The organism is Cesiribacter andamanensis AMV16 (assembly GCF_000348925.1).
GTDB classification, from domain to species: domain Bacteria; phylum Bacteroidota; class Bacteroidia; order Cytophagales; family Cyclobacteriaceae; genus Cesiribacter; species Cesiribacter andamanensis.
This window is the reverse complement of record NZ_AODQ01000013.1, coordinates 40,301-62,674: the sequence shown is the minus strand read 5'-3', so window position 1 is coordinate 62,674 and position 22,374 is coordinate 40,301. Positions and strand designations below refer to the sequence as shown.

Annotated in this window: 16 protein-coding genes and 2 pseudogenes; 14 read left to right on the top strand and 4 right to left on the bottom strand. The window is 55.8% G+C overall.

Features of this window, described 5'->3' with window-relative positions; genetic code table 11:
- The 7 genes and pseudogenes from ADICEAN_RS22535 to ADICEAN_RS04200 form a co-directional block, all read left to right on the top strand.
- Positions 1-661 (top strand): annotated as a pseudogene (locus ADICEAN_RS22535) (hypothetical protein); the annotation flags it as partial.
- A gap of 91 nt (positions 662-752) precedes the next feature.
- Entirely contained in the window at positions 753-2,378 is a 1,626-nt protein-coding gene (gene pckA, locus ADICEAN_RS04225; protein ID WP_009194290.1) for a phosphoenolpyruvate carboxykinase (ATP), read from the top strand.
- Between the two features lie 476 nt (positions 2,379-2,854).
- Entirely contained in the window at positions 2,855-3,214 is a 360-nt protein-coding gene (locus ADICEAN_RS04220; RefSeq protein WP_316928503.1) for a P-II family nitrogen regulator, read from the top strand.
- A gap of 47 nt (positions 3,215-3,261) precedes the next feature.
- Positions 3,262-4,649: pseudogene (locus ADICEAN_RS04215) on the top strand (ammonium transporter).
- Between the two features lie 355 nt (positions 4,650-5,004).
- Complete coding sequence (locus ADICEAN_RS04210) at positions 5,005-5,898, top strand: ABC transporter ATP-binding protein (RefSeq protein ID WP_009194286.1); 894 nt, start codon at positions 5,005-5,007, stop codon at positions 5,896-5,898.
- The gene (locus ADICEAN_RS04205) at positions 5,891-7,462 is read left to right on the top strand and encodes an ABC transporter permease (protein ID WP_009194285.1); all 1,572 of its coding nucleotides are present in this window, start codon (positions 5,891-5,893) and stop codon (positions 7,460-7,462) included. The genes ADICEAN_RS04210 and ADICEAN_RS04205 overlap by 8 nt, the downstream gene beginning before the upstream one ends.
- Before the next feature lie 103 nt (positions 7,463-7,565).
- Positions 7,566-8,582, top strand: coding sequence for a dipeptide epimerase (locus tag ADICEAN_RS04200; RefSeq protein ID WP_009194284.1), 1,017 nt, complete (start codon positions 7,566-7,568; stop codon positions 8,580-8,582).
- Here the strand turns inward: ADICEAN_RS04200 and ADICEAN_RS04195 are convergent.
- The 4 genes from ADICEAN_RS04195 to ADICEAN_RS04185 form a co-directional block, all read right to left on the bottom strand.
- Positions 8,579-10,003, bottom strand: coding sequence for an MBOAT family O-acyltransferase (locus ADICEAN_RS04195; RefSeq protein ID WP_009194283.1), 1,425 nt, complete (start codon positions 10,001-10,003; stop codon positions 8,579-8,581). The two genes, ADICEAN_RS04200 and ADICEAN_RS04195, sit on opposite strands and share 4 nt — an antisense overlap.
- 11 nt (positions 10,004-10,014) lie before the next feature.
- Positions 10,015-10,917, bottom strand: coding sequence for a hypothetical protein (locus ADICEAN_RS04190; protein ID WP_040396178.1), 903 nt, complete (start codon positions 10,915-10,917; stop codon positions 10,015-10,017).
- A gap of 28 nt (positions 10,918-10,945) precedes the next feature.
- Positions 10,946-11,068, bottom strand: coding sequence for a hypothetical protein (locus tag ADICEAN_RS23500; RefSeq protein WP_009194281.1), 123 nt, complete (start codon positions 11,066-11,068; stop codon positions 10,946-10,948).
- A gap of 125 nt (positions 11,069-11,193) precedes the next feature.
- Entirely contained in the window at positions 11,194-12,249 is a 1,056-nt protein-coding gene (locus tag ADICEAN_RS04185; protein ID WP_009194280.1) for a hypothetical protein, read from the bottom strand.
- Between the two features lie 341 nt (positions 12,250-12,590).
- On the opposite strand from ADICEAN_RS04185, the gene ADICEAN_RS04175 reads away from it, so the two are divergent.
- From ADICEAN_RS04175 to ADICEAN_RS04145, 7 genes are all read left to right on the top strand, one after another.
- Positions 12,591-13,769, top strand: a complete 1,179-nt coding sequence (locus ADICEAN_RS04175) for an MFS transporter (protein WP_009194279.1) — start codon at positions 12,591-12,593, stop codon at positions 13,767-13,769.
- Positions 13,770-14,359: 590 nt separating this feature from the next.
- Positions 14,360-15,199: a sialate O-acetylesterase gene (locus ADICEAN_RS22955; RefSeq protein ID WP_009194278.1), complete on the top strand. Its 840-nt coding sequence runs from the start codon at positions 14,360-14,362 to the stop codon at positions 15,197-15,199.
- 196 nt (positions 15,200-15,395) lie between these two features.
- Positions 15,396-17,663 (top strand): hypothetical protein, encoded by a 2,268-nt coding sequence (locus ADICEAN_RS04165; RefSeq protein WP_009194277.1) that lies wholly within the window; start codon positions 15,396-15,398, stop codon positions 17,661-17,663.
- A gap of 220 nt (positions 17,664-17,883) precedes the next feature.
- A complete protein-coding gene (locus ADICEAN_RS04160) occupies positions 17,884-19,482 on the top strand; it encodes a class I SAM-dependent methyltransferase (protein ID WP_009194276.1) in 1,599 nt (532 codons plus the stop codon).
- A 97-nt stretch (positions 19,483-19,579) separates the two neighbouring features.
- Positions 19,580-20,266, top strand: coding sequence for an NUDIX hydrolase (locus ADICEAN_RS04155; RefSeq protein ID WP_009194275.1), 687 nt, complete (start codon positions 19,580-19,582; stop codon positions 20,264-20,266).
- 140 nt (positions 20,267-20,406) lie between these two features.
- A complete protein-coding gene (locus ADICEAN_RS04150) occupies positions 20,407-21,423 on the top strand; it encodes an SPFH domain-containing protein (RefSeq protein ID WP_009194274.1) in 1,017 nt (338 codons plus the stop codon).
- 1 nt (position 21,424) lies between these two features.
- Positions 21,425-22,351, top strand: coding sequence for an NAD(+)/NADH kinase (locus ADICEAN_RS04145; RefSeq protein WP_009194273.1), 927 nt, complete (start codon positions 21,425-21,427; stop codon positions 22,349-22,351).
- The last annotated feature ends 23 nt before the right edge of the window (positions 22,352-22,374 follow it).

Genomic DNA, 22,374 nt, shown 5'->3' with positions numbered 1-22,374 from the left:
CCCTTACCAGTTCTCCGGCTACCTCAAGTACCAGTTTCTGGAGCAGGAGGGACAAACCACCCCCTATGCACCCGGCAGCTACCTGGGAAAAAAAAGGGTTCTGAACCTGGGCCTTGGCGCCCTGCACCAGCCCCAGACCAGCTGGTCGCTGCAGGGGGCGGATACGCTCTATCATGGGGCTGGCGTACTGGCGGCCGACCTTTTTTATGATCAGCCCCTGGCCCGTAAGCGGGCATTTACGGTCTACCTGGCATACCTGCAGTATCGGCTGGGTCCCCGCTTTGTGCGCTACATGGGGGCCAACAACCCGGCCTCGGGCGCGGTGCCGGGCGAGTGGGTCAACGGCCGGGGCAATGGGGCCCCTGTGCTGGGCACCGGCGCCAACTGGTACCTGCAGCTGGCCTGGTTGAGGCCGGCCGATACCCGCAACCAGCGCCAGCTGCAGGCCTATGCTTCCCTGCAGTGGGGTCGGCTGGAGGCGCTGCACGACCCGGTACTCATCTGGAATACCGGCCTGCACTACCTGCTGAACGGCCAGCGGAGCAAGCTTACGCTGGGCTACCAGAGCCGGCCCGTATTCCGGGCCTCGGAACACCTTGTAACCGAAGACATGCGCAAACACATGCTGGTGCTGCAATACCAGCTACTTTTTGGCGGCTGATGCCCCAACAGGCTTCCCACGTACCCATACCTTCTGTACCTCCCCTCCTTCACCAAAGGGGATCCACAAAACCTAAAACACCCTTTCACACATGAGAACGTCTAACCTGGAGTCCATCTTCCGGGGCTTATCTGCCCTGGGACTCTCCAACGCCAAAGGGGTAGTCTGGAACCTCACCCCCGCCGAGCTGGTGGCAGAAGCCATTAAGAACGGCGAAGGCCAGCTAACCGACACCGGCGCCCTGATGTGCGACACCGGCACCTTTACCGGCCGCTCGCCCAAAGACCGCTACATCATTAAAGATGCCCTTACAGAGGATAAGGTGTGGTGGGGCGATATTAACATTGCCTATGATGAGGCCCATTTTGATGCCCTCTACACCCGCATCATCCATAGCCTCACCTACAAAAAGCTCTACATCCGGGATGCCTATGCCGGGGCCGATGAAGACTACCGCCTGCGGGTGCGCATCATTGATACCCAGGCCTGGCACAACCTGTTCTGTTACAACATGTTTATCCGCCCCGAGGCAGAAGCCCTGCAGGATTTCACCCCTGACTTTACCATTATTGCCGTTCCGGAATTTGAAGCAGATCCGGTCAAAGACGGCACCCGGGCCAAAAACTTTGCCATCATCAACTTTAGCCGCCGCATTATACTGGTAGGGGGCACCGGCTATACCGGCGAAACCAAAAAAGGCATTTTCTCTGTGCTCAACTTCCTGCTGCCCGACCAGCGCAATGTACTGCCCATGCACTGCAGCGCCAACATGGGCCAGCAGGGCGATACGGCCCTCTTCTTTGGCCTGAGCGGCACAGGCAAGACCACCCTCTCGGCCGACCCCGACCGCCGGCTTATTGGCGATGATGAACATGGCTGGACCCGGAAGGGCATCTTTAACTTTGAAGGGGGCTGCTATGCCAAGGTGATCAACCTGGAAGAAAAACATGAACCCCAGATCTGGGGAGCCATTAAATTTGGTGCCATTCTGGAAAATACCCGCTTTATTCCCGGCACCAGCACGGTAGATTATACCAACAAGCAGGTAACCGAAAATACCCGCGTATCCTACCCGCTGCACTACATTCCCGGGGCTGTGATCCCTTCAAAGGGTGAGCATCCCACCCATATCTTCTTCCTGACCTGTGATGCCTACGGGGTGCTGCCGCCCATTTCCCGCCTTACCGAAAAGCAGGCCATGTACCACTTTATCAGCGGCTACACAGCCCGGGTGGCCGGCACCGAGGTGGGCATCACCGAACCGGTAAGTGTATTTTCCGCTTGTTTTGGGGCTCCCTTTATGCCCCTGCACCCCACCAAATATGCCGAGCTGCTGGGCACCCGCATCCGGGAGCACAAGGTAAGCATCTGGCTGGTGAACACCGGCTGGACAGGCGGCGCCTATGGCACCGGCAGGCGTATTTCCCTGCAGTATACCCGCAGCATGATCAGCGCAGCCCTCAGGGGTGAGCTGGATGCGGTAGCCTACCAGACCCTGCCGGTCTTTAAGCTGCAGTATCCGCTGAGCTGCCCCGGGGTTCCGGCTGAGCTCCTCAACCCACGCCTGCGCTGGCAGGACCCTGAGCTCTACGACCTGACCCTGGACAAACTGGCCACCCTCTTCATCAAAAACTTCGGCAAGTTTGAGGAGTTTGCCAGCGCCGACATCCTGATGGGTGCCCCCCAGCTGCCTGCCGATAGCCTGGTAGCAGTATAGGAGCGTAACCGTTTCATGACCATTGATAAACCTGGCGGGAGCTTTCCTGCCAGGTTTTTTGTACCGCCTCAATAGGCCCGCACTTCTGTTACCTGCCCCACCTTTGCCGGTTGGTCCTGCTCCGGCACCCTCCAATTTCACAAGAACGCACCCTTTGCAGGGGGTAGAGCAGCGCTGCCGGGCTTTTCTCAATCCTGGCCGGGCGCCTGAGCGCCCATAGGAGATGTTCAAAAAGATATCGCCTCATTTTTAAGATCTTACTATTCTCTTTGCTCAATTTTTTTTCCAAAAAATCTCAAAAATCTCCGCATCCGTTTGAAATTCTGTCAAATCAGGAAATTAGGTTATTAAATTAGCCATATCATCTATAAACAAACAGTATATTTTGAATAGTAGCCTAATTTCAAAACCTATATTTTGGAAAAAACATATTTTTTAGAGAAAATAGGTTAAAATTTTACCCTTGTTTTTAAACTATTATTTTTAAATCTGCTAACCATGAAAAAATTGAGGCGATTATCCGGACCTCCAAATTCGAGCAGGTTCACTCGGCCCTCACCCGCCTGGGGCTGCCCTTTATGTATTCGATGGAGGTTAAGGGATTTGGAAAAGAAGCAGGCCTGGCCCATACCTACCGCGGCGCGCAATATGATGTGGGGTTTATACCGCGCACCAAACTGGAAGTAGTGGTAACAGAAGACCAGCTCGAGGATGTGGTGGAATGCATACTACTGGAAGCCAGCACCGGCGAGATTGGCGACGGTAAGATTTTTATCTCAGAGGTAGAGCGCGCCATTCGCATTCGCAGCCGGGAAGAAGGCGCAGCTGCGCTCTAACCTGCATTCCCTTTCAGACATCCTAAAACAACCTAATTTTTATCAGCATGAACGAAGCGCTCTTTACAACCAACAACCTGTGGATGCTCATGGCTACCATACTGGTGTTTGTGATGCACCTGGGCTTTGCCTCACTTGAATCGGGCCTTTCCCGCTCAAAAACACGGTCAACATCCTGTTTAAAAACACCCTGATTCCCGCCCTTGGCATTCTAACCTATGCGCTGCTGGGTTTTAACCTGATGTATCCCGGCGAGAGTGCGGCGGGCGGCTTTTTTGGCTTTGCCGGATGGGGGCTACGCATGCCCATGGGGGCAGCCGGGCTACAGGCCTATGCCAATGGAGCCTATACTTACTGGACCGATTTTATCTTTCAGGCCATGTTTGCCGCTACTGCGGCCACCATTATTTCCGGGGCGGTAGCCGAGCGGGTTAAGCTTAACAGCTTTTTGCTTTTTGCTCTCTTGTATGTGGGCATTAGCTACCCCATTACCGGCATGTGGAAATGGGGTGGTGGTTTTCTGGATACTCTGGGCAGTGAGGGAGGCCTGTTTCCCAGCCTGCTGGCCAATGTTGCCGATGGGGTGAACGGCGGCACCCCCTTCTATGACTTTGCCGGCTCTACCCTGGTGCACTCGGTAGGGGGCTGGGGGGCACTGGCCTGCATTCTGCTGCTGGGGCCGCGCATTGGCAAGTATGTAAACGGTCAGGTAAAGGCCATACCCGGCCATAGCCTGCCCCTGGCTACCCTGGGGGTATTTCTGCTCTGGTTTGGCTGGTATGGCTTTAATGGCGGCTCGGTGCTTTCGGCCGATCCGGAACTGGTATCGCTGGTCTTTGTCACCACCTCGCTGGCAGCAGCAGCGGGTGCTATTGGCGCCTTTCTCATGTCGCAGCTGCTGTTTAAAACCAACGACCTCACCATGGTGCTCAATGGCATACTGGCCGGCCTGGTAGGCATTACCGCCGGGGCAGATCAGATGGGACCACTCTCCTCCTGCCTTATTGGCCTGCTGGCAGGTGGCCTGGTAGTGGTTTCTGTGGTGCTGTTTGACAAACTGCGCATCGACGATCCGGTAGGCGCCCTGTCCGTTCACCTGGTGTGTGGCATCTGGGGCACACTGGCGGTGGGACTGTTTGGTAACCTGGCCGGCACGGCCCAGCTGATGAGCCAGCTGATTGGCATTGGGGCCGTGGGCCTGTTTTCCTTCAGCTTTGCTTTTGTGCTATTTCTGGCCCTCAAATATAGCCTTGGCATACGCGTATCGGCGGCCGAAGAGCTGGATGGGCTGGACATCCACGAGCATGGCATGCATGCCTATCCGGACATTAATGACACGTTAAATTACGGCCGGGCCGAGCGCGTGTCCGAAAACGCCCCCGAGCTCCATACTGCCCGGCCACAGCTGGCTCCCGGTGCTGCCTCCCTTCGCTAGGCAGCGGCACGCCCCCCTGCCCATGCTCCATGTAAAAAAAACACTAACCCTCCACCCTAATCAGCACCCCATTGCTTGCCTCAGGACCAGCAGGGCCGAACCTCACTCCGGCGCCCTACTTCCGGATCAGCAACCGACCGCAAACCAGCAGTAAGGAAACGGCCCCGGCACAGGTCAGCCCAACGGGCGATCGCCCTCTACGGCCCCTGCCCCGCCTGCAGGCAGGTACAAGGCAGCGCCTCCTGTCCGGCACATTATCCTGAAAATCAACCCCTCATCACATTTCCATTGCTGCTGAGCGGAAATATCCGCAAGTTCGGGACAAATCATTTTTTGTTTACCGGACGTTACCCACATGCGCCTCTCGATCAAGAACATAAGCAAGGAATATGCAGGCGGCAAGCTCGCCCTGCGCAACATCAGCCTGGAGCAGCAAAACGGCATTCTGGGCCTGCTGGGCCCCAATGGGGCGGGCAAGTCCAGCCTTATGCGCATCCTGGCTACCATTACCCAGCCCACAGCCGGCAGTGTACACTGGGAGGGCATTGATATTCTCAAAAACCCCAATGCCCTGCGGCGGGTGCTGGGCTACCTGCCCCAGGATTTTGGTGTGTACCCCAACCTGAGTCCCCAGGAGTTTCTCACCTATCTGGCTGCCATTAAGGGCATGAGCGGCCGGGCCACTCGCCAGCGCATTGAGGCTCTACTGGAAGAGGTAAACCTCACAGAGGTGCGCCACCAGCCCATCCGTACCTTCTCGGGCGGCATGCGCCAGCGCATTGGCATTGCCCAGGTACTGCTGAACGATCCCAGGCTCATCATCATGGACGAGCCCACCGTGGGCCTTGATCCCGAAGAACGGGTACGCTTTCGCAACCTGCTGTCACAGCTCTCCGGCGAGCGGCTGGTGATCCTTTCCTCCCACATCGTTTCCGATATTGAGACCATTGCCTCCAGCATTGCCATCATAAACGGAGGCAGCCTGCTGCAGCACAACTATCCGCATGAGATCCTGCAGGGGGTAGAAGGAAAGGTGTACGAAGCCCTGCTGGAGGAGGCCGAGCTGAAGGACTTTGCCAGCCGGCAGCAGATCATCCATACCATGCGGCGCCAGGGGGGCTGGATGGCCCGCTACCTGAATGCCTCCGGCCTGCCGGCCCACTCTACCGAAACGCCCGTGCGGGCCACCTTGGAAGATGCCTACCTCTGGCAGGTAAGCCACAAAGCTAAAGCCTCTGCCTATGTATAGTCTCTACCACATAGCCCGGGCCGACTTTCTGCAGCGGGTCCGCAGCCCCCTCTTTCTGCTGACACTGGGGGTGTGCCTTTATGCGGCCTATACGTTTGTGCCCTCACCCGAGGCCGACTACATAACGGTACGCCTGGGCAATTACCGGGGGCTGTACAATGCCACCTGGGTGGGCCATATGGTGGCCATGATGTGCAGCGTATTTTTGTCGCTCTTTGGCTTTTACCTGGTCAACAATTCGGTAAAGCGCGATTATGAGACCGGACTGGGCCAGATCATCGCCACCACACAGGTAAGCAAACTACAGTACCTGATGGGGAAGGCCCTAAGTAATTTTGCCGTACTGCTCACTATTGTGCTGGCAGTGGCGGGCATGGCTACCGTGCTCCTGCTGCTGTACAGCGAAACCGGCAGCCTGACCCTATGGCAGCTCTACCTGCCTTTCTTGTGGATCCCCCTTCCGGCTCTTTTCTTCATTGCCTGCCTGGCAGCAGTAGCAGAAAGTTTCAGGCGTCTGAATGCCGGCCTGGTGAACATCCTGTACTTTATTGGCTTTATGTTCTTTCTGGGAAATTCACACAGCTCGCACAGCCTTCAGGGGGTGGGGGCGTTTGCCTTTGACCTGTTTGGGGTAGAAAACAGCTTTCACCTGCTCAAAGCGCAGCTTAGCCAGCAGGTAAGCGATTATAGCGGCGGACAATCCATTGGCTTTTTGCACGGAGATGGGCGGCATGCCATCCAAACAGTGGAGTTTGCCGCAGTGAGCCCCAGCCCCTTGCAACTGCTTTACCGCCTCTACTGGCTGGGCCTGGCCGGGCTGCTGCTGGTGCTGGGGGCCGCAGCCTTTCGCCGCTTCGACCCTGCCTACGAAACCACCAAAAGGGGCGCTGGCAGGGCCAAAGGCGCCACCGGTACACCTACCCCCTACTCCCGGCTCCCCCTCCCCAGGCTGCGCTTTAGTACACTGCCCCTGCTCCTGGCCGAAGCCCGGCTGATGCTGCGGGGCCAGTCCCACTGGTGGTGGCTGGCCACAGGCGGCCTGTTTGTCGCTACCTTTTTTGTAGACCTCCAGCTGGCCCATCAGCGCCTGCTGCTCCTGCTCTGGCTGCTGCAGGTACTGGTCTGGTCGGCGCTGGGCTCCCGGGAAAAGATCAACCAGACCGAACAGCTGCTCTTTGCGGCACCCCATGTGCTAAGCCGGCAGCTGCTGGCCTCCTGGGGGGCGGCCGTACTCTGGGCCCTGCTGCTGGCGGCTGGCGTGCTGCTCCGGAGCGCCCTGGCCGGAGAGGTGTATGCGGCAGGTGCCCTGCTGGCAGCGGTATTTTTTTTGCCGAGCCTGGCTATTTTTGCGGGCATTCTTACGGGCGGTGGCAAGCTGTTTCAGGTGGTACTGCTCATCTTGTGCTATGGGGTATTTCAGGGCATGCCCTATGTAGATTTTATGGGTGCTGTGGCGGGCAGCCGGGAGTGGGGCCTCCCCTACCTGGTGGCAGCGGGCAGCGCAGCCCTGCTTGCGGGCAGCCTGCTGGGACGCAAGCGCCAAAGCGGCATGCCTGGCCGCTAGCCGCCAACGGGCAGGCGGCAAGCAACAACTCCCCCTTTGCAAATAGGAAATTAGCCTATTATCCACCAAATTTAAGGCTCCGCATCATCCGCTGCTTGCCCCCATGAAACTTCGCTTACATCCCTATGAGCTGCAGCTCAGCCAGCCCTTTACCACAAGCCACGGCTCGCGCTCAAGCCAGAAAACCCTGCTGGTAGAGCTGGCCGATGGCGAACACAGCGGCTGGGGAGAAGCGGCTGCCACCTCCTACTACGGCATACAGCAGGACGGAATGATGGAAGCCCTGGGGGAGATACGTCACCTGATCGAAGACAGCGGCAACCTGACGCCCGATGCCCTCTGGGAACGCTGCGCCCCCTTTCTGAAAGCCAATACCTTTGCCCTTTGTGCGCTGGATGTGGCCATGCATGACCTCTGGGCCAGAAAACTGGGGCAACCCCTCTGGGAGCACTGGGGGCTTAGCCTGCACCGGCTACCCCTAACCAACTACACCATAGGCATGGATACGGTAGCCGGCATGCGTCAGAAAATGCTGGACCAGCCCTGGCCCATCTACAAAATAAAGCTGGGTACCCCTGATGATATCAAAATTGTACAGGAGCTGCGCAGGCATACACAGGCGCTGTTTCGGGTAGATGCCAACGGGGGCTGGACGGTCTCTGAAGCCCTGGCCAATGCCCGTGCCCTGCAGGGCCTGGGGGTTGAATTCATTGAGCAGCCCCTGCCGGCGGGCGATGCAGAGGGCATGAAGCTGCTCTTTGCACAATCGCCGCTGCCATTGATTGCCGATGAGAGCTGCCAGCGGGAGGGTGATGTGGCGCTGTGCCAGGGACACTTCCACGGCATTAACATAAAACTGACCAAGTGCGGCGGCCTTACCCCAGCCCTGCGCATGATCGGCAGGGCCCGCCAGCTGGGCCTGCAGGTCATGGTGGGTTGCATGACCGAGTCGACCGTAGGCATCTCGGCCATTGCCCAGCTGCTCCCCCTGGTGGATTATGCCGATCTGGACGGCGCTCTCCTGCTGAAGGAAGACATTGCCGAGGGGGTCAGCATCCGGGAGGGTAAGGTCTATTTTCCCAGCCGCACCGGTACCGGCGTGCACCTGCTAGAGGCCTAGAACTGAAAGTAGATAAAACTTTCGCTGGTCTTTTGCGCCCAGAGGATCAGCAGCAGCATGCCTGCCCAGCCAATGCCCGTAGCCCAGTAAGGCGACTGGCTAGCCACCCCAAGCACTGAGCGCCGGCGCATGATCCAGTGCGCTGCCACCATCAGCACTACCACCGTCAGCACCAGCAAAATACTCAGAGTGTAGAGAATCTTAGCCCCTTCTGGCGCAAAGCCAAACATGGACTGCAGCAGGCGCCAGGCAGTGGAGAAATCCTGCGCCCGAAAAAACACCCAGGTGATGTTGACCAGAAAGAAGGTGAACAAGCCCAGTCCAAACTGCGCCAGTCCGGTTTTAAGCCAGGGAGGGGCCTGCACAGCCCCCCTGAGTAGCCGCTCGGCCATCAGGTAGAGCCCATGCAGCCCGCCCCAGACCACAAAGGTCCAGGCGGCGCCATGCCACAGCCCGCCAATAAGCATGGTAAACAGCAGGTTGGCATAGGTAAGGCGGGGCCCCTTGCGGTTGCCGCCCAGGGGGATGTAGAGGTAATCCCGCAGCCAGCTGGAAAGGCTTATGTGCCAGCGCTGCCAGAAATCACTAAAGCCCACCGCTGCATAGGGGTAGCGGAAATTATCCGGCAGGTAAAAGCCCAGGCAGGCCGCTACCCCTATGGCACAGGTGGAGTAGCCGGCAAAGTCAAAAAAGATCTGCCCCGAAAAGGCCAGCACTCCTACCCAGGCATCCAGGCTGTTGAGGGCCTGGGGGGCGCCAAACACCTGATCGGAGGGGCCGGCCATGATCACATCGGCCAGCACAATTTTCATGAACAGACCCAGCGTAAGCAGAAAGAGCCCCCAGAAAAACTGGTTGAGACCCGCCCGCTTGGGCTCCTTAAACTGTGGCAGCAGCCCATCGGGCCGCACAATAGGGCCGGCCACCAGCTGCGGAAAGAAGGTCACATACAGCGCAAAGTCCAGCAGGTTTTTTTCCGGGGTGGTATTGCGGCGGTAAATATCCAGTGTATACGAAAGTGTCTGGAAGGTGTAAAACGAAATGCCCACAGGCAGGATGATATCGGGCTTGGCAGGGGTGTAGGAAATGCCGCCCAACGCCAGCAGCTGTACAAAATTATCAAGCAGAAAGCCTCCGTATTTGAAAAAGGCCAGCAGGCCCAGGTTGCCCAGCAGGCTCAGGCCCAGCAACAGCCGCCGCATGGCCACCCCATGTACATAATACAGGCGCCGGCCCACAAAAAAATCAATGAGCGTGGAGATCCACAGCAGAATCACAAAGGGGGGATTCCAGGCTGCATAAAACAGGTAGCTGGCCAGCAGCAGGTTGGTCTTTTTGATCTTCCAGGGCAGGCGGGGCAGGTAGTGCAGCACCAGCACCAGTATAAAGAGCAGAATAAAGCTAAGAGAATTGAACAGCATGGCCGGATAGGTTAAGGGGTGGGTGGATGTGAGGCGATGATCAGGGGCGGCCGCCTGTCGGACCGCATGATTTCCAGCAGGTTGCGCGTAAATGTTTTGGCATCTTCGGGGCTCAGGTGCGACTCTTCCGGACAGTCAAAGCCAGCCAGGCTGGGATAATCGGCAAAGTAATAGCCCCGCCGGCCGGTATGCGCCAGCAACAGATCCCAGGAGTGCTCCCGTGGGTATTTTTCTTTCTCCCGCTGCAGGTAGGAGCCAGTGGAGGGCATGCGCACAAACAGCACCTCTCCGCCCCTTTTTTCAATCCGGTCGCAGGCTAGCCTGACCGACTCCAGCAGCTGCTGCAGGGTATCGCCGCTGATCATTGGCTGCACTTCCCAGGCAGAAAATTCTGCCCACACCCCGATCATTTGCTGCTGATAGGCCGGACTGTTCAGGAAGGCCTGCAGCATTTTTTCCTGCCGGTCGGCGGTGCCCCTGCTGAACTGATAGGGCCATACAGGAAATTCCGGCACCCCCTGCCGGTTGGGGAGCACCAGCCGGTCCATAAAACTTTGCATGCTGAGCCCGTCTTCTTCCAGCGAAACCAACCGGCTGTCAAGCGCAGCACCCAGCCAGTGGCTCAGGCGTTGCGAGGGGCTCTGCTCCTTACTGTAGGCCACTACGTCCCCCGCCTCCAACACCGAGCGATCGGTATTCCGCACAAAAAACAGATCGGGCGTAACCCCTATCAGCAGCCTGCCCCTGAAGTGCTCATCCCGGGCCAGATCGTCCAGGACTGGCAGGGCCGAGCGTCCTCCCATGGCCAGCTGTATGGGCCGCTGCCCGCTTACTTCTTCCCAGGTATCCAGATCAATGCCAAACTGCACCCGGGAGGAGCCGATGATGACGGTAGGCAGGGCCTGCTCCGACACCTTACGCCGCTCCTGGGCCCAGCCTCCCTTAGAGGGGGGAATAGGAGATCTCCCATCCCCGGGTGCGGCAATACCACTCCCAGCCAAGGCCGGCAGCGGCCACCAGCAGCAGCATTACTAAAAAAGACTTCCAGGCATGGGGTGGATACATGGTATTGGGTACAGGCGTTGTGTGAAAAATGGATTGCTATCAGAGGGCAAAGGACCCCCGTTATGGTTTAAAAAAACAGATAGCCCCTTTTCTCAGGGAGATAGTCTCCGGGCGCTGCCCGCTGCTTATGGGGCCTGCGCCTTGGAGGCCACAATAATGGGCGGCAGCTTATCCGACCGGATAATTTCTGCCAGGCTGCGGGTAAAGCGTTTGGCATCGGCAGGGGTAAGGTGAGATTCTTCCGGACAGTCAAAGCCCGAAAGGGCCGGATAATCTGAAAAATAGTAGCCCTTGCAGCCTGTTTTGGCCAGCAGCTGGTCCCAGTAGGCCTCCCGCGGATAGCGCGCATCCTCAAACGCCAGGTAAGAGCCGGTGGAGGGCATGCGCACAAACAGCACCCTTCCTCCCCTGCTGCGAATGGCCTCGGTATCCTGCCTGATCTGCTCAAACAGCCGGGCCAGCCCCTCGCCTGCCAGCACGGGCGCCTGCTTCTCCCAGCCCATAAAGGTCCGCCAAACGGCCAGCTGCTGCAGCTGCGCCTGCCGGCTGTTCAGGAAGGCCTGGCTCATGTTCCGCTGGCGGTGTTTGGTAAGCGTGGTAAAATGATAGGGCCACTGAGGCATGGTCATGACCCCTTCCCGGTTGGGCAGCTCTACAAATTCCAGAAAGCGATCAAGGCCCAGCTGGTCCTCATCCAGAAACACCAGCCGGCTTTCCAGCGCCAGGTTAAGGGCATTGCCGAGGCGCTGCGAAGGAGATTCCTGCAGATAATGCGCCACCAGCTTGGCGGCCTTTTGCCCCCCTCTGGACTGCTCCGGACTAAAAAATAAGTTGGGCGTTACCCCCACCAGCAGGCTGCCCCTGAATGCCGGATCCTGCGCCAGGTGGCTGAGGATAGGCAGGGGTGAGCTTCCCTCCATGGACAGCTGCACCGGCCTGCGGCCCATTTCCTGCGCCCAGGTATCCAGGTCAATACCAAATTGTACCCGGGAAGAACCAATGATGACGGTTGCGGTAGGATCATCCGCCAGCAGGCGGCGCTGCTGTGCCCAAAATCCCTTTGAATTGGGATAGGAAAGCTCTTTTCCGCTGTAGCGGCAGTACCATTCCCAACCTGTAACAGCAGCCAGGGAGAGCGCCGCCATTAGCAAAAAGGCCTTCCAGGTATGGGCAGGGTACATGGTAAAAAACAGAATTAGATTAAAGCTATAAAAAGTTGCGTAATTCTGTGCATGAAATGAAAGAAATATTTTTATAAATGATTGATTTACATATAGTTATGGCCCTATCATTCAGGATTACATAGGAGCATTCTTTCACCCAGGCTATGCCCTAATTCCTCCAAACCATCTTTCCTGGCCCCCATTACGCCCGTAGAGCGGGTCAGGCTATGCAGCAGAGATTTTCCTTTTTGGTATCCTGCTATCCCCTTGTTTAGGGGTATCTTTCCCTGACCGGCCCCCGGCTGCGTATTTTTTACCCCCTGCCTGAACAATGCACCCCTTATATGCATTGCTTTCCTATGGAGCTCAAAACCCGACAGCGCCTGGCGCTCAGCGCCCTTTTCTTTCAGAGCGGCCTCTGCTTTTCTACCTGGGCCTCCCGCATTCCGGATATTAAGGAAGCCTTTGCGTTTAGCGACAGCGAGCTGGGCAGCCTCTTGCTGATCCGCCCGCTGGGAGCGCTTTTTGCCCTGCCCATTTCAGGCTATGTGGTAGATGCCTTTGGCAGCCGACGAGCCGCCACGGTGGGCATTATTGGCTTTAGCATCAGTTTGGTGATGCTGGGCCTGGCCCCCTCGGTACCCCTGCTGGGCGCCAGCATCCTGTTTTTTGGCATGTTTGCCAACCTGCTCAACATTTCGGTGAATGCACAGGCGCTGGTGGTACAGCAGCACTTTGGGCGGGTGATCATGGCCTCATTCCATGGGCTCTGGAGCCTGGCGGGCTTTTGCGGGGCGGGCATTGGGGCCCTCATGCTCTACCTGCAAGTACCGGTGGTCAACCATTTTATGCTCATTAGCCTTAGCGTTATCATCCTGCTGCTGCTAAGCGTACGCCACCTGAGCCGGGAAAGCGGGGCGGGGGGCAGCAAAAAGCTGGTACTGAAACGGCCCGACCGCCACCTGCTGATCCTGGCCTCGATTGCCTTTTGCGGACTGATCTGCGAGGGCTGCATGTTTGACTGGAGCGGGGTGTATTTTAAGCAGGTGATCGGTGCGCAGGAGGGCATGGTGGCAGCTGGCTATATGTCCTTTCTGGGCATGATGGCCCTGGGCCGCTTTATTTCCGATTACTTCTCCAACCGCTACGGCAGCGCCACCATCATCAGGATCAGTGGCCTGCTCATCTGCCTGGGGCTGCTGACGGCGGTGCTCTACCCCAGCCTGCTTACGGGCATCCTGGGCTTTTTTCTGGTGGGGGCCGGCACTTCATCAGTGATTCCACTCACCTATACCGAGGTGGGCAAGAATGAGAGCTTCTCGCCCGGTATTGCGCTGGCCATGGTCTCTACCATGGGCTATGTGGGCTTTTTGCTGGGGCCACCCCTCATTGGCTTTATCGCCGATCTGCTAAGCCTGCGGGCCTCTTTTGCGCTGGTGGCGCTGGTGGGGCTTACAATTACAGTGATTGTTTCGTTAAACACCAAATGGTTTCGGCAGGGTGCTGCCCTTCCTGCCGGGGCGCCAACATCCTCTTAATTTTATGAACAGCCTGTTGCCTGCTATGCCTATTAAAACCCTTCCTCTTCTTGCCCTACTCATGCTCCTGTTATCCTGTACCCCCCTTGGCGCCGTTGAAATTCCCGCCATTTTTGCCAGCCACATGGTGCTGCAGCAGCAGGCCCAGGTACCCCTCTGGGGATGGGGCCGGCCCGGAGAGACCATCCGGGTTACCGCCTCATGGGACAAAAAGAAACACAGCGTAAAGACCGACCCCAACGGCCGCTGGCAGGTAATGCTCACAACCCCTAAGGCCGGAGGGCCTTATACGGTCCAGATCCTGGGCTATACGGGCATCCTGCTGGAAGATGTGCTGATTGGGGAAGTATGGCTGGTATCGGGCCAGTCCAACATGGAGTGGTCAGCTTCGGCGGGCATCGATGGGGCCGAGGGCGAGATTCTGCAGGCCAACCACCCCAGCATTCGCCTGTTTTCGGTAGCCCACCGCACCGCCGATGGTCCGCAGCTGGACCTGGGCGGCGAGTGGAAGGCCTCTACCCCCGAAAGCATGAAAAAATTCAGCGCCGTGGGCTACTTTTTTTGCCCGGGAGCTGCAGCGGGAGCTGGGGGTGCCCATTGGCATTATCAACAGCAGCTGGGGCGGAACCCCTGCCGAAACCTGGGTGCATGCCGATACCCTTGCCGCCAGCCCCCTGCTGGCAAAAGAAGCCGCCAAAGCCTGGGAGCGCCCCTATGGCCCACACCTGCCCGGCAAGGCCTACAATGCCATGATTGCCCCCCTGATCCCCTTCCGGCTGGCCGGGGTGCTCTGGTACCAGGGCGAATCCAACATCCACAGTCCGCATACCTACCAGGAGCTGCTGCCCACCCTGATCCGCAGCTGGCGTAGCGCCTGGGGCTGGGAGTTTCCCTTTTACTTTGCCCAGATAGCCCCCTATGCCTATGGCAGCCCCTACCAGGGCGTACTGATCCGCGATGGGCAGCGCCGCAGCCTGCGGGTGCCAAAAACCGGCATGGTGGTGCTCAGCGATATTGGGGATGTGCAGGATATGCACCCCTCCAACAAGCTGGATGTTGGCCGCCGCTTTGCCCACCTGGCCCTCAACAAGACGTATGGGCAAACTGGCTTTCCGGCCTCGGGGCCCCTGTACCGGCAAATGCAGACAGAGGGTGACAAGATCCGCCTCCACTTCGACTATGCCGAGGGCGGATTGGTGGCCAAAGGGGGTGCGCTTACCCATTTTGAGATTGCCGGCGAAGACCAGCAGTTTGTGCCCGCCCAGGCCACCATAGAAGGCTCCACCCTGGTGGTGCGCGCCAAAGGGGTAGCAAAGCCGGTGGCCGTTCGCTTTGCCTGGAGCAATACCGCCGAGCCCAACCTCTTTAACCGCCAGGGCCTGCCCGCCTCCAGCTTCCGCACCGACGATTGGGAGATGCCAAAGAAGTAAGATACTACAGGGGGTATATTCCGCTTGCCCTGCGGGCAACGCGCTGTTTTCCTGAGATAGGGAAGGTAGGCTGTAGAGGTACTGGAGGCCCTTTTTTAGCCTGGCGACAGGGAGAAAATTCCAACTTTCTACAGCATTCCTGCAATTCATGCCATATCCTCACCGTTAAGATGAGCATGACTACACCCTGCGCTGAATGAAGCTACCCACCCTGTTTTGCCCAACATTCTCCCTACTGGGGCTGCTGATCTGCCTATGCCTGCCGCTGCAGGGGCAGGACCGGGGTCTGTTCTGGAAGCTGGAACCCCTGCCCGATGCCCGGCCTAAAGAAAAACGACTGCTGAAAAAACTGAGCCAGAGCGGCTACCAGCTGGACCCCCTGGCACTGCAGCAGGGAGAGGTGGTACTGCTTTTTGACAAGCTCCCGGTCCTGGGGGCTAGCCTCAACCGGCGCCAGAGCAGCCTACAGCTGCTAACAGAAACAGACAGCACCTCCAGCCTGGACCGGGAGGCCCTGCGGGCGCAGCTCTACCCGCAATACCAGGAGCGAAGCAGGGGTACAACCAACCAAAGGCGCTTCCGGAAGGCGCTGAAGGGAAAGCAGCGCAGCCTCCGCGCTGCAAAGGCCCCGTATCGCCTGCAGGTGGGCCAGGCGCCGGCTACCGCCACTCGCTACACCCTGGCCTTTTACCGAAAGAAAAAGCCCTTTGCCCTGCTGCACTTCCAGGCCCTGCCCGGGCAGCAGATCACCGGCCTGCCTTACCTGGAGTTCTCCAATTGCAGTCCGTTTGACAGGGCAAGCTACTTTCAGGATATTTCCCGCCGCTGGTATGCCGGCACAGCCCCCTACCCCTATACCCCCGCCCTGGGCATTGCGCGCCGCAAGCGCTTTGGCCTGCTCTTTGAAAAAAACATGGCTGCGCCCGATCCGGAAGATGTAAAAACCATCCGGGCCTTTCTGACCGATACCCTCTATGTGATTGATAAGGCCGAAATACGGGCCTGGGCTTCGGTAGAAGGCAGCCTGGAGAACAACAGCCGGCTGCAGGAAAAGCGGGCCGAAATCCTGATCAGGGCCCTGGAGCAGCAGCAGGGCGACAGCATCCCCTATACCGTACACACGGAGGAGAACTGGGCGCTCTTTTTCGATCAGCTCCAGCGCAGGGGCCTTGACAGCACCTACCGGAGCCGGGAGGAGTGGAAGGAATTCTTTCTGAGCAAAGAGGAGCAGGAGCGCTGGGAACCCCTGCTGGCCCGCCAGCGCAAGGCCGAGCTTTGGCTGGAGCTTCTCCAGAAACTTACCGGCGAACAGCAGCAGCAACTGGCCTTTGGGCACTTTCAGAAACTGGCCTTCCGCTACCAGCAGCCGGGCCAGCGCAGGGCCGGGCTGATCAAAGCCATGCTGGGCATCCGCAACTACCTGCAAGCCGAGGTAGAGGCCGGCCGCCTGCAGGCCGAACGGCTCTGCAGCCTGCGGCCCCAGCGGGAGGTGTATGAATACAGTCTGATCCACTTTTATGAGCAGGCCGAACGCTTTGAGCGGGGCCAACAGCTCCTCTGCGACTTTGAAGCGCTGGCCCTGGAAACCTTCACCAGTATTCAGAACCGTTACGAGTTGCAGTACATCCAGCACCTTCAGGGCAAGCCCAGGCCCGATGCCAAGGTCTATGGCGATCTGGTCAGTGTGCAGGCCTACATCTTTCAGAAGATCATAGAAGGCAAGTTTTCGCCCCGCCTGGCCTGCGCCCTCCGGGTGCCGGAAGATCCCCGCTATTACCACCTTTACCTCAACTACCTGAAATTTACCAATGCGCTGCGGGACTATCCGGCCCTGGATGTGGACTGCCGGCAGGAAAGCGCATCTGCGGAGGTTGTGGGCGATGCCTTTGACTGGCGCGCCATCGATGCGGATTCTCGCTATTACTACCTGCTCAAACGCATGGTGCTGGAGGGCCACCGGCTGGAAGGGGTCTGGCGCACCGACTGGATGGTGGAGTTTGACCGCTTTGAGTTTCTGCAGTACAACATCCTAAACTGGAACCCCGATACGGGACAGTTCTTTGACCGGGACATAGGCGTTGCAGAAATGGCCGCCCAGACCAGCAGCCTGCTAAAATCACTAAGGCACCTGTGTCCGCACCAGGCCTATGGGCTGGCCATTGCCTTTCATGCCAAAGTAGTGCAGCAGGCCTATGGGCAGCAGCAGCCCAGCCGGCAACTGGAGGAGTCCCTGGCTTTTATCGAACGTTTTTACATACGCCACGCAGCAGCACTAAGCCCCCAGCAGGCCACCCACATTGTGCAGCAACTGCTGATGGCCAACTCCTACAGCCTGCGCAATGAGCGCGGCCGCTTTGCCATGGACCTGCTAGAGCGGGTAGGCAGCCGAAAGGGGCTTACGCACGACCAGCAGGCACTGTATCAGCAGCTGGCCGCCAGCATGGGTGTTAACCCGAAGCTCTAGAAAACAGGGGCAGTCCAGGGCAATAGTTTAAAGTTTCTTGCCCTGCACCCCCTCTATTCGCTCCAGCTCCCCCTTACTAATGTGGGTTTTTCCAGAGTATTTCCAGCCTAGGAGTGCCGGGGGGCTATCAGAAAAAGCCAGTGTCTAATCATGAAGGTACGTGATAACGCTTGGCTTAATTCCGCCCTATCTGCTATCTTTCCATCTCAACTTACAACCTATGTACCTGCTGTTTCCGGGTCGGCATCATATCCTTACCGATTTTCAGTTTAAATACCTTTTCAAGCTTATTCATGCAGGTTTAGCAAAGGCTAAAGACGTACATGGAGCCTACATTGGAAAGAAAGAACCCGTGCAGGCCATTATTTTTGCTGTAACCTCTGCCAACCATAGTGGCACCAAGCGAAACCCCATCCCTTTTTATTTGCGGGCCATGATGATTCAGGAGTTCTGTAAGGAGCTCCCTGTTCGCTGCTATGTTTTTGGCATTGATGATGTAGGTACGCTGGAGAATTTTGCATCCTATACCCTTAAGCAAATCCGGCACCAGAGTGAACAACAGCTCAAGCTAGATCCTGCCAACACTTGCATTGTTTGTTCTACACCTGTCATGAATATGTACGAGGAATTGGGTTTTACCATACTACCGGCAGAACTGAGCAGTAGCCAACCCCTTTGCTATTCTACATTACTTCCCTGGGATCTGGTACAATTAATCGGCAATGCAGACCAGTGGCAGTGCGAACAGGAGATCATCGAAAACATCCATCCTGCCAGCTTTTCAATCTGGAAAACGTATCGGCTGGGCGAAAAAGTGAAAGGAATTCTATCCGATCCCATCATTGGCGATGATGGCGACATTACCGAATCCAGAGATTACAACAGCTATGTGCGGCAGATGGACGACATCGCGGAGATTAAATACCAGGAAACCGCTGCCTATATACAAGCTGGCAGAATTGGGGATATCGGTTGTGCGGTGGGTTCCTGGATCAAACAGGCCTGCGAAGACCCCCGGCATCGGGAGTCAGATTTCTATGGGATAGAACTGGCCCGTCAGCTCTATGATATCTGCCTGCAGCGTAAGCACAATGGCGAGTTCAAAAATCCCAATGTGTTTTTTGGACAAAAAAATGCGGTTACATCTCTGGTCTTTGAGCCGGAATCCATGAATACCATTCATACCTCTTCGCTCACCCATGAAATTGAATCCTATGGGAGCCGGGCCGACCTGTTGAACTTTATAAAAAACCGCTATAATGAGCTGGAAAGTGGTGGTGTTTGGATCAATAGAGATGTAATAGGCCCCGAAAAGGGAGACAGCCTGGTGTATATGTGGCTCAATAGGGAGGACGGCCGTAATGATGACTACCAGCAGGAATTCTGCGATGCCAGGGCTTTGGCAAAGTACCTGAATGAATGCTCCACATACACCCGTTTTCTGCGCTTTGCACAAGACTTTCGCAAAGAGGAGGGCGATCAGATCTCCTACAGTCTCCAGCGCATTGGGCAGCAGGAATACGTTTGCCTTCCCCTGCGGGATGCGGCAGAGTTTATGCTCACCAAAGATTATACGGATAACTGGCAAAGCGAAATGCACGAGCGCTTCTGTTTCTGGAGTTTTACGGATTGGAAAAACCAGCTTGAGGAAGCCGGTTTTAGTGTAATGGAAAGTTCTGCTGCGTATACAAATCCCTGGATTCAGCAAAACCGCTTTGAAAATAAAGTTGCACTCTTCAGCAAGGATGAGAGAAGCGGCCGGCTGCAGAAACTCCTGCCCCCGCCTACCAATGCACTACTCATTGCCAGAAAGTTTTAGCGCTCCACAGCTGTAGGTATTTGCCTCTTTTGGCCGGCCCATCCGCAAACGACCTAATTATTTGCGTAATATTTACGTGAATTGCTACCTTTAGCTCATGACTGTTCTCCAAAACATAAAACTTGCAGTAGATGCCGTTGTCTTTGGGTATACATCTAAAGAGGGCTTGTCGGTGCTGTTGATCAAACGAAAAGTAGCGCCCTTTGAGAAAACATGGGCCCTGCCAGGGGGCCTAGTCAGGGATCATGAATCGCTGGAAGAAGCTGTAGAACGGGAGCTAAAAGAAGAAACCGGAATATCCATCAACTACCTGGAGCAACTGTATACCTTTGGACAGCCCCAAAGGGATCCCCGAAACAGGGTGGTTTCCGTAGCCTACTACGGATTGGTAAAACCCGATGCATTTGAGATCAAGGCCAATACAGACGCCAGCGATGCCGCCTGGTTTAATGTAGAGAACCTACCCCCCCTTGCCTTTGACCACCGGGACATACTCCAGCAAGCCATTAAACGCCTGCAGGGGAAAATCATCTATGAACCCATTGGCTTTGAACTGCTGGATAAGCGCTTTCCCTTTTCCGAACTTGAAAAACTCTACCAGACGGTGCTGGGCCGCCCGCTAGACAGAAGGAACTTTAAAAAGAAGATCCTGAAGTTTGGCTTTCTGGAAGAAACCACAGAAAAACAGCAACTGGAAGGGGCCGGTCGTCCTGGCAATCTGTACCAGTTCAATGAAAAAAAATACTTCCAGCTGAAAAAAGAAGGAATCAACTTCGAACTATAACCCTCTAACCCTTAGTAACTTACTTTTAGCACACCCTATTTTGCGTAAAAAACACGCTTTTTTATTTGCGTATTAAAAACACATATTACATATTTGTGTAAACATAACGCAAATAAAATTTCCACCTAAAAGTACGCATCATGTTTGGCTTAAAGTTTATCAAATTCGATTCCATGACCTATGTGATTCTGTACAAGAATGGTCAGATCGTTAAGCAGGGAAGGGGCTTATCCTTCTTCTATTTCGCTCCCAACACCTCTATTACCGCTATTCCCCTGGGAAGCATAGATGTGAATTTTATCTTTACTGAAACCACCGCCGACTTTCAGGAAGTAAGTATTCAGGGCCAGATCAGCTACAAAATAAAAGACCCCATGCAGCTGGCCGATCTGCTGGACTTTTCTGTAAATGATAAAGGACAACTCAAGAGCAATGATCATGAGAAGTTGAATAACAGGATCATAAACGAAGCCAAAACAGCTACCCTCTCCCACATCCGAAAACTGAATCTTACTGCTGCCATCAACAGTTCAGACTTGCTGGAGAAAATTATTGCTGCCGGCCTGAACGACTCCAAAACCATTGCCTCCCTGGGTATAGAACCCCTTAGCATTAACATTCTTGCTATTAAAGCCAATCCCGAAACCAGCAGGGCGCTGGAAGCTAAAGCCCGGGAAGAACTGCTCAAGCAAGCCGATCTGGCCATTTACGAACGACGAAATTTCTCCGTAGAGCAGGAGCGGAAAATCAGGCAAAGTGAGCTTAATACGGAAATTGCCATTGTGGAGAAGAAAAAAGAGATCGCCGAAAAGCAAATGGAACGAGAGGTGGCCGAAGCCCAGAATGAACGCAAGATCCGGGAGATGAAAGTAGAGGCCGACATAGCCGTAGAAACCAAACGGCAGGATCTGATTAAGATGCAGGTAGAAAACGAAAAGCAAAATTCTGATGCCAAGGGGTATGCCATAGAAGCAACCATCAAACCCTACCGCAGCCTGGACTGGAAACTGCTTTCGGCGCTTACCAATACCTCTTCCGATGCCGGCAACAACATAGCCTTAGCGTTTAGGGAGCTTGCCGAAAACGCACATAAAATCGGCACCCTTAACATAAGCCCCGACCTACTGGATACCTTGGTGAAAACAAGCAAAAAGTAAGATGGACTTTGACCGCATCATTCTGATAAAGAATAAAACCCGCCTGGAGCAACTGGTTGAGAAGTTCAACTCAAAAGCCCAGGCCAGGTTTTACCTGGAGCATAACGGAGGCAATTTCGCTGACTACGAGCAGGAGCATAACACCTTTTATGAAGGCCTGCTGGCGGTACAGAAAACAATGACCAAAACGCTCAAGACAACGCTTATAGAAAAGAGCTTTCTCCCCTCCTTTCTGTTTGCCGATACGGATCTGGTGGTAGTACTGGGTCAGGACGGTCTGGTAGCCAATACCGCCAAATATGTAGGTGCAAATCCAATCCTCGCAATCAATCCGGACCCTAAACGCTACAAGGGAGTCTTGTTGCCCTTCTCTGCCACCACGTTCAGAAAGGGGCTGCAGCATGCCTTTGCCGGAGAAAAATTCCTGAAAAAAGTTACCATGGCAGAAGCAAGGCTTAATGACGGCCAAACGCTACTGGCCTTTAATGACTTTTACATTGGAAAATCAAATCATACCTCTGCCCGCTACAAGATCTCCTTTGGAGAACAAACAGAAAATCATTCCTCCAGCGGTCTGATCATTTCTACCGGAGCAGGTTCTACGGGTTGGCTCAGTTCCGTATTTAATGAGCTTAATGGCCTGTCACAACTCTTTGGTCTGCATGACACCACCTTTACCCATCAGATGAAATGGGATGATGAGAAACTGTGCTTTGTGGTGCGAGAACCCTACAAAAGTCTATACACTGGCAGCGAGATAGTAGCCGGCATGATCAACAGAAGCACGGACCTGATCATCGAGTCTCAGATGCCGGAGAATGGGGTGATATTCAGTGATGGGGTACTGGAAGATTACCTGGAGTTTAACTCCGGAAAAACCGTTCGTATCGCCGCTTCTGACCAGAAAGCAAGTTTGGTATGTTGCTGATGGCGATCAAAAGCACAGAGGCC